The sequence below is a fragment of the Moorena sp. SIO4A5 genome (assembly GCF_010672005.1).
GTDB lineage: Bacteria > Cyanobacteriota > Cyanobacteriia > Cyanobacteriales > Coleofasciculaceae > Moorena.
The window spans coordinates 1-7873 of sequence record NZ_JAAHHZ010000224.1; the positions used below are offsets into that span (position 1 = coordinate 1).

At 44.0% G+C, this 7873-nt stretch carries 6 protein-coding genes, 1 other RNA gene and 1 pseudogene; 2 read left to right on the top strand and 6 right to left on the bottom strand.

Annotated features, from left to right (window positions below; translation table 11 throughout):
* Positions 1-141: 141 nt before the first annotated feature.
* A complete protein-coding gene (locus F6K57_RS32975; RefSeq protein ID WP_293038833.1) occupies positions 142-849 on the bottom strand; it encodes a Crp/Fnr family transcriptional regulator in 708 nt (235 codons plus the stop codon).
* Between the two features lie 358 nt (positions 850-1207).
* On the opposite strand from F6K57_RS32975, the gene F6K57_RS32980 reads away from it, so the two are divergent.
* Positions 1208-2530, top strand: coding sequence for a hypothetical protein (locus F6K57_RS32980; RefSeq protein WP_293072221.1), 1323 nt, complete (start codon positions 1208-1210; stop codon positions 2528-2530).
* A gap of 178 nt (positions 2531-2708) precedes the next feature.
* Here F6K57_RS32980 and F6K57_RS32985 read toward each other — a convergent pair whose 3' ends face one another.
* Both F6K57_RS32985 and F6K57_RS42265 read right to left on the bottom strand, forming a co-directional pair.
* The gene (locus F6K57_RS32985; RefSeq protein WP_293038837.1) at positions 2709-2933 is read right to left on the bottom strand and encodes a hypothetical protein; all 225 of its coding nucleotides are present in this window, start codon (positions 2931-2933) and stop codon (positions 2709-2711) included.
* A pseudogene (locus F6K57_RS42265) lies at positions 2899-2997 on the bottom strand (RNA-guided endonuclease TnpB family protein); the annotation flags it as partial. The pseudogene F6K57_RS42265 and the gene F6K57_RS32985, both read right to left, overlap by 35 nt.
* 977 nt (positions 2998-3974) lie before the next feature.
* On the opposite strand from F6K57_RS42265, the gene F6K57_RS32990 reads away from it, so the two are divergent.
* Complete coding sequence (locus tag F6K57_RS32990) at positions 3975-4610, top strand: sugar transferase (RefSeq protein ID WP_293072222.1); 636 nt, start codon at positions 3975-3977, stop codon at positions 4608-4610.
* A 399-nt stretch (positions 4611-5009) separates the two neighbouring features.
* On the opposite strand, the gene ssrA is transcribed toward F6K57_RS32990, so the two are convergent.
* The 3 genes from ssrA to F6K57_RS33005 form a co-directional block, all read right to left on the bottom strand.
* Positions 5010-5401, bottom strand: a transfer-messenger RNA (tmRNA) gene (gene ssrA / locus F6K57_RS32995).
* Positions 5402-5561: 160 nt separating this feature from the next.
* A complete protein-coding gene (locus tag F6K57_RS33000; protein WP_293025167.1) occupies positions 5562-6725 on the bottom strand; it encodes an NDP-sugar synthase in 1164 nt (387 codons plus the stop codon).
* A gap of 273 nt (positions 6726-6998) precedes the next feature.
* Positions 6999-7865 (bottom strand): segregation/condensation protein A, encoded by an 867-nt coding sequence (locus tag F6K57_RS33005; RefSeq protein WP_075904154.1) that lies wholly within the window; start codon positions 7863-7865, stop codon positions 6999-7001.
* Positions 7866-7873 lie beyond the last annotated feature (8 nt).

Genomic DNA, 7873 nt, shown 5'->3' on the forward strand with positions numbered 1-7873 from the left:
GCAACCAAGCTTTGCTTCTTTGAAGGCTGAGCAGCATTACTACGACCGAATCTGGTTTACTCGTATTCGCTCGAAGCACTGCACCCCTTGATGACTGCCATTTTCCAAGATGTGTCAGGCAGTCAGCCTTATATCTCAAGACTAGATAATCATCTTTTCTAGAGCAGGCAGATCACAGATAAAAAGGGTATCCTGATCCCGCATGATCAAGCCTTTCTTCTCCAGCTTTGTCAGGACTCGTGTGACCGTCTCCCGCGCCAATCCACTAAGGCTACTTATCTCTCGATGAGGTAAGTTAGGAATCTCAGTTCCTCTTTGTTTCAATTTGCCTTGTCCTTCAGCTAGAAACAACAAGGTGTCTGCCACTCGTGAGGTACTATCTGACTCCCGCAAGCGTAGGCGTCGGTTAACCTGACGCAGACGCTTTGCCATCAACTGAGCTAAGTGGACACCAGCCAAAGGTTCCGTATGAATTAACTGGGTAAAATCCTGAGCGGGTATACTACCAATGGTTGTAGGGGTTAAGGTAATCACATCTGTTGAACGAGGTACTTCTTCTAACGCTGCCATTTCACCAAAGATTTCTCCTTTCCCAAGAATATTGAGGGTCACTTCCTTCCCATCCATGTTATAGGTGCGAATCTTTGCCCAACCATCTAAGATGAAATAGACAGACCCCCCCCAGTCATTCTCAAGTAAAATCACTCGATTTGCAGGATGGCTACGGGTAACCATATTAATAATGGCTTTTTTGACACTAGAATCTGGTAAGCCAGCAAAAAAAGGAGTGCTAGCCATCGAATCATGAACATTAGAGTTAACTTCAGATGAATTGTATCGGTCTTCCATGGGATCATGAGCGCTTCGTAAACACCTTGAATAGATAAATGATCCGCTGTCAAATCAAGTGAGTCAGGGAGTTTGCCTGTGTCAACTAAAAGAAGCCAATGAAGCAGATCTGCTTAACCTCACCACCTTTGGTAGACCAACGAAAATGACTGATGTGAGTGAAATTGCCTTGACAAACAAAGATTCTACTGGAGCTAAACTACTTGCAGTGAGCTGAGGTAGGCTAATTCTGGTAGAGGGCTTGGCAATAATCACATCGGGTAAGTACAGTTATTATGCTCCATGATGAACAATTTGTAATAGTTTGGTGACTCTGGCAATTTAACATTAGACACAGGGGGCTGACTCTCACTCCTGTATGACTCAATTTGTTCTCGTCAAGGGTTTCAAAGTGACTGCTCAAACCGACATTCAATCTCTGATTGCTGATATTGACCACATCCTCCATAAGCCTGACTTTCCTCTACCATGGTTCAAGTCTGGTGACCTAGCGGCTGCACACCAGGTTTTGCGGAAAGTTCGTAGCTACCTAGTTTCCCAACAGCAAAAGCTAGGGGTGGAATCGGACAATACAACTACTACAGTAACCCCATCTCAGACGGGAGTACCCACATCTGTTCAGGAGGGAGTGCAGCAAATCCTGCAAGCGGTTACTCAAGAAATGAACCTTCTACGTACCGATTTCACGAAACCATTGCAGGTAGAGTTGGAGGCTCTACAGCAACAGCGGGAGTCTCTGGTACGAGAAATTCAGCATTTGGAGAGTACCAAGCAGCAGCTGGATTACTATACCAAACAACAAACTGCAAATGTGCAGTTTGCTTCAGACTACTTCTCACAAGGGCTAATCAACCGCCTTGTCGAAAGCTTGACCCAAAAGCTATCTCAAATTTTAGCGAATTGGGAAGCTCACTTAAAAAAGAATCCCACTAGTGATGACTCAATCAACCGATTGCCTTCAAATCAGGATGAGATTGTTGCTGTAGTCGAAAGACAACAGGTCATTGAGCAACTACAGCAGCTTCAAAAACAATCTGATCAACTCATACAGAATATAGATGTTAACCAGCGGTTGATTTTTGAGACCCTACACAGAGATCTTCAAGGTTACCAGGAGTCTTTATCTGAGGAACTTGAAAAAATGCACAGCTTAGGCATGCAGGGAGAAATGTTGTTTGCTGCCTTTGTGAATCGTCTAGCTCAGCAGTTAGGACGAGAAGCTTCAAGCGTATGGTCTTCCTCACAACAACCACCGGATGTACAGGTTCAAGTTGAGGATAAAGATAGCTTTCAATTACATCCGGAAACCTTATTGTCCAAAAACTCTCTGACTATGACTGAGGTGGTGTCTGACCGTTCGCGTAGCGTGGCCAAAGGCCAATCAGATTTGAATCAGGAACCACCAATGGATTGGTTAACAGGAGAGTTGCCTCAATCGTGGGGTATAGGATTGTCTGAAGAAAATACACCATTGCGTTCGCGTAGCGGCTCGTACCGAGCATCGCGTAGCGTGGCCTACGGCCAATCGCACTTAGCCGATGGTACCCCAGAGTCCCAGAAGACATCTCGAACCAATGACTCCCTTGACCATTCAGAAGCCATTGCTACTATTAATGCGTTGACAGATTTGTGTGAACAGATGGTTGACACTCCCCGGTCATTAGACGCGGGGATTAGTTAAGAATCCATAAACGAATCTTACAGGCGTAGTCAAAGCGCCCCTACTGAGTTCTGTCAGTCACTTCAATCCCAACAGTTCCCGCTACTTTTCTTGCAAAAATTATGCTTTCGAGGTACTACCACGCTTGCCAGTTCGGTACGCTCTGCGATCTGCAATTATTTACCCGTTCACAAGAGGATTAGCGCAATGTAATCGTTGTTCGCGTAGCGTGGCCTTTTGGCCAGGGTCGGTATCTTTCCGGTACTAGAGTCGCTTCATCACGTAGGCGTCTGCCTTTACTCACATCATCATTATTATACATTTTTTTTGACGGCAGTGCGAGGGATTGCTCGCACTGCCGTGTCGCGTTTCCTCCCGGAGACGAAACCTTAGAATAGTGCAGCCTTACAACAAAACCTGTCACCTTTAATGCATAGCCTACCAACTATAAAGGCTGCACTATTCTTGCGGAAACTTCTAACCCGCTTTAAAAAGACGGGGCTACCACGAGGGGCGCGTATTTCCTTGTTCGCGCAGCGGGGCGTCAGCCCTTAGCAATCCGTGGGACGCTGTTAATAGACTCGGATGAAGCGCGTCTGTTCTGTTTTCGGTAAATTCTTGAAAATTACTGCCAAGCTGGCAACATGGCTAAGCTATAGCCGTGTTTACTTATCTGTGATCTGAAATCCGCTTTTATAGCCCCCTTTTAGCCCAGTCAAGAGGGAAGTTGCGGCTAGATAAGTTTGGGTTTACCTGCCTTTCACCTAAGGCTTCGCCCCGTGACTTGATTATAAAGGAGGTTTTTAACCTGGATTTGGTCTCAGAGGTAGTCTTGACGGATGTCTACCTAGCAACTTAACATCAATTGGATTATCTTTACCTCTAATCATTTCCATTCATTGCTTGATTCATAATAGTGAACTATTATTACCAAAATTCAGACAGGAAGTCAATTAATTCAACCCCAATTCACAATTCCTTCACGAATTCGTCCCTAAAATGTTAAATTTCAATGAAATGATACAAAATATACTACTCCTTTTTTGACAAACCAAAATACTATAATCAGAGGCTTCGATTAAAAATTATTAATAAGGCGGTCAATAAAAATGACAAGGTCATCTACCTATATATAATTTACTTTTTTTGAAAAAATATCGACATTAGCGGGAACTTTTAAAGTTTTCAGCGGTCTGGTTAATAGACTATTTAGTTTACAACAAAGACTTTAGGGTTAGTGGGTGCCTACCAAATATTTTAAAAAATGGCAGGAGACTCTTCCGTAAAGTTTGGGCAAAAACTACCTAAGCAAGTTAGCTTACTTGAGCATAACTGTTCTATCAGCCTGGGGATTTCAAGCAATTATTCCGTCGTTTAATCAACTTTAGATAACTAATATAAACCCGTGATTATCTCCAAGTCTTCTGCTTATACCTCGGTTGATTCACAAATTTGGGATAAGAGAATCCCAAGTTGTTTATTTAAGCAAGAGGTTCATCAGTCTGCCAACAGTAATATCAAACGATTAATTGATATTATTGGAGCTTTGGTTGGATTATTAATTACCGTGAGCATTGCAATTCCCATTGCGATCGCTATCTCGATATTCGATCCCGGCCCATTATTTTATAGTCAGATCCGTTGTGGTCTAAATGGGAAACCCTTCCGAATCTGGAAATTCCGCTCAATGATTGTGGGTGCAGACAAACTCAAGCACTTAGTAGAAAACCAAGCTAAAGGTCATATATTCAAAAATGAAAATGATACCCGTATCAGTCGGATCGGAGGCTTTCTACGCCGCACCAGTCTTGATGAATTTCCCCAATTCTGGAACGTCTTGATCGGAGAGATGAGCCTAGTCGGAACTCGTCCTCCTACCTTTGATGAAGTCATGGGCTACAACCGCCATCACTACAAGCGTTTAAGAGTTAAACCTGGAATCACCGGTGAATGGCAAGTCAATGGTCGTTCAAAGGTGACTGACTTTGAAGATGTGGTTCTTATGGACTTGGATTACCAACATAAGTGGTCTATCGGCTACGACCTGAAGCTGATTCTGAAAACTATGATGGTAATCTTGAATAGGCATGGTGCTTATTAAGCTCAGTTTATAAGCTGTTAACCTAATACTACTAAATCTGGAGTATTAAATCGGGGTTGAACAGAATGCTTAAGCTAACCCAATCTACAATGTTTGATTGAGAATGTTTGATTGAGGTGGGGTTAGCTTAAGCCAATAAATACGTATCCTTAACATATTAATTAATTAATCACAGGATAACCACTGCTATTTTTAGCAGTCAAATTAATCCTATTTTGCCAAGATTTACCGAACCATGTTGATAACTGCTATAAACAGACCAATAAATACAGTGGAAGTATTGAATGGTGAGACAAGTTGAGGAATAATCACTTTCATGCTCCCTAGGAGAATAAAAATTAACGTTGATGTACCGGGATAAATCCAGGAAATCAATCTTAATAGGTCATATTTATTTTTTAATGGAGCCTACGGGAATTGAACCCGTGTCCGCCCTGGTTATTTACTTATCGCTCATTCACAGGCATAGCCCCTTTAACCCTCGGAGCGGGGATCATCCCTTATCCCGGATGACAGGATGCTTTGGTGAAGTCTTAGCTAGCAAACCGACCAAAGACAGCTTACTAGAGCATCCGTTGGGGTTAAGTCCGTAGTCCTTAACGGAGTCAAACTACAGACGCTCGAACCTGTTTATAGGTGTTTAGGCAACAGCAGGTGCAGCCTTACGAGCAAAAGGAACGATGTTGTTCGCAGTTACAATTTTTTTGAGTCCGGTATTTGCGAGAGAAGACTCACTCTCGACCTGAATCACGGGTCAGCTTTCACCAACACGTCGAAACCATTAAGGCCCCTTGCAGTTATCTGTTTTCTCTATTATAGTCAATATTTCAAAGTAGCAACTACCAAATACACATGATCCTCTTGTGTGATACCCAATTGCAAAATTTCTTTAACACTGTTTAGCTGGGTAAATCCCCGCCTTGTATCAGGACGGGGGTTTACGTGAACCTCTTAACTCTTGCTGCTTAGGATTTCTTCGATCGCTTGTCGTTCTGCTGGTTCAGTGACAGGCAAACTCTGGCGGGTATCAGTAATCAGCCAATCTAGGGCTGCCGCCTGAACATCAATAGCCGCACCAGTCTTATCAACACAATAGCGTCCAAACACTAGCTTATCCACTAGACGTACTCCGGCTCCAAGGCGAGAATATTCAAAAATTACGCTATTCTCAACGGTTGCTCCGCTACAGATCCAGCAATTGGGACCAATCATAGTTGGTCCGATAATCTTTGCCCCATCTTCGATGTGGGTCATAGCACCAATGTAAACCGGACCTTTGATATCTACTTTGTCCCAATTCACCGCCACATTTAAGCCAGTATAGATTCCGGGAGCGACTTCTTTGCCGGGAATCGGTACATTGTTGATTTCTCCAAGCAGTACACCTCGAACAGCTCGCCAGTAATCTGGCACTTTACCAATATCAACCCACTGGAAATCCATTGGCACCGCATAGAAAGGAGCCCCCGTTTCCACAAGTTTGGGAAATAGTTCGCCGCCAATGTCATATTCCTGACCAGAGGGGATATATTTAAAGATTTCTGGCTCAAAAATGTAAATTCCTGTGTTGATATTGGTACTGAGGGCTTCCTCCACTGAGGGTTTTTCTTGGAAAGCTTTGATTCGACCACTTTCATCTGTAACTACGACACCGTAGCTAGAAACCTGTTCTCGTGGTACAGGTTTTGCCACTAGGGTAGCAATTGCTCCCTTTTCTTTATGGAACTTAAGTGCTTCGGTCAAGTCCAGGTCAATCAGGGCATCACCACAGAGCACCACAAATGTATCATCAAAGAAGGGATAAAAGTCCTGGATCTTACGCATGCCACCAGCTGAGCCGAGGGCTTCCCCAACCAGTTGACCATCGACAATGCGACCTTCAAAGGAATAAGAAATTTCAACGCCAAAGCGTTGCCCATCTCGGAAATAGCTTTCAATTTCGTTAGCCAAGTGAGAGACGTTGACCACAATTTGGTTGAAGCCATGTTGTCGTAATAGTTCTAGTAAAAACTCCATTACTGGTTTTTGCAGGATGGGAATCAATGGCTTGGGAATAGTGTAAGTGATAGGGCGAACGCGAGTTCCCTTGCCAGCTGCCAGAATCATGGCTTTCATGTATCTTTTCTCCTTAAACTAAATCCATAGAGGTTGATGTGGGCAATTGAGTACGATTCTAACTAGTCCTTGAACTCTCACCCACGATTAGCACGAGGGACTTTAGTCCCTAACTCTTTTTCATAGCCACCGCTATTACACAGGGGCAAACAAGCTGGAATTTTCTGTAACCTGTGCTTTGAGTGATGCTTTGAGTGACCCCAGTTGAGAATTACTGGTTTCCTGACAAGGCTAGTTGATGTTATAATTACCCGCTTTTAAGCGTGGGGTTCATTACTCCAATTTACGGATTTTTATATCTTGGTAGAATTCTTCTTGGCATAACTCAACCTTAGACTGAGCAGATAACAATAGCAGTCCCCAGAAAACACTAACTCTGTCCCCTATTCGTGATTCAATAGGAGCGATCGCTGTTTCTGTGTCAGCTTTTCCCGACATCTTGGCTGTTCTGAGTTTGTCCTCCTGGTAAGAAGAACCAAGGGAAGTTGATGCAACTGATGATGGGGATAACGTCCACCACTCTAACAACTGATTTAAATTCAGCCAATCGTTGTCTACCGCTAGCTCATACCAGTAGCGGGATAGAAATTCCTCCAGCCGTTTGGCAATCTCGGTCAAGTTTTCATCATGAGCTAGATGGGCAATACGAGCTGCCTGACTACGGACACTAGAGCGAGTCCCTTTTTTAGGGGAAGGTAAGGGGTTTTCACCCAGTTGGACTGCCATCTCCTGTAACTGTTTAATGAGCTCTGGCAGGGTTACTGGGCGTCTTTTAGGGGGTCGGGCAGCAGAGCGACGGCGTAGATGACGTTCTAGATTGCGAGGCAAACCTCTATCTCCCCTGCCATCAATTTCCTCGGACCCATCCAGTTCTTCGGATTCCTCCAACTCCTCGGGTTCTTCTAAACGTTCCAAGGTATCGGCTTTCAGTAGAACTAGCATGGATGCCCATAGAAACGCTTGCCCAGACTGAGACAAGTCCGTGTCACGGTATCCGAGTTCTGGATCACTGTCTAATGCCAGTGTACTTAGATAGCGGTCAATGACATCAATTACCTGAACATCCCATGGGTCAATTTCTCCCCGCTGTGCCACATCAATGAGAATAGCGATCGCTTCGGTAGCAGGTGTTGTAGTCATCTATAGGA